Source organism: Amycolatopsis sp. w19 (assembly GCF_051373225.1).
Classification (GTDB): Bacteria; Actinomycetota; Actinomycetes; order Mycobacteriales; family Pseudonocardiaceae; genus Amycolatopsis; species Amycolatopsis japonica.
Window position 1 is genome coordinate 1 of sequence record NZ_JBPQFM010000061.1, and the last position, 901, is coordinate 901.

1 protein-coding gene is annotated in these 901 nt (G+C 35.2%); it reads left to right on the forward strand.

From position 1 onward, the window contains the following. Positions 1-668, forward strand: a 668-nt coding sequence (locus ACSMFO_RS40120; protein ID WP_436462532.1) for a hypothetical protein, incomplete at its 5' end; no start/stop codon positions are given. Positions 669-901 lie beyond the last annotated feature (233 nt).

The window sequence follows — 901 nt, forward strand, 5'->3', positions numbered from 1 at the left end:
AGAGTGTCATGGGTTCCAAAGTGAAAGTGGAAGAAGCAGATTTTCATGAGCTTATGAGTCTCACAAAAGAGCTGCAGCAAACATTGGCGGCCGAGCATGAGCGTACCCATGCATTGAGTCACGAGGTAGATCGCTATGAGAAAGAAAATAAGACATTGAAACACGATTTAAGTGAAACAAGGCAAGAATTAGAGCTATATGTGGGAGATCAAGACGGCCAAGTGGAGAAAGCTAAAAAACAAATGCGTCAGAAGCTTGTCCGTGATTTTTCAGCTGAACAAAAAGAAAATGTGAAAAACGAGGTTAAGAGAGAACTAGATAAGCAATATGAAGCTCATATAAGCTCTCTGAGCGACGATTTAACGATTGAGAAGCAGAAACAAGAGAAAACGAAAAAAGAGCTTGTACAGGCAAATAAAGTGAATGATAGCTTAACAAAAATGAACATAGATTATATAGAGAATTATTTACCAAAAGAAGAGCTTGATAAAGTAAATCACGAGGTTAATGAATTACGAAAAGAGAATAAGACATTAAAAGCTTGGAAGGAAAGAGCGTTGAATTGGATTGATAAGCATGTTGAAAGGATAAAACAGGTTTCGTTCTTTCAACATGTCGGTGGGATTCAAAAACGTAACAAAAGGCAAGATCAAGAAATTGAAAGATAATAATACAAATAATCTAGCTAAGAACAGTAAGTATAAGAACAATTTGAGTCATCAGTGTCTCTTTTAAATTAGAATCAGTACAGGTCGAATGTTGCTTTAGTAAAAATAATAACTCTCTGTTGAATAAGAAAAGTTCGTCTCTAGTCAACATAAGATTAATCCTCCTTTTTTGAGAGTGTTTATGAGCATAAAAAAAGCTACCTTGTCTCTATGAGCGTTTGCTTTACATAGAA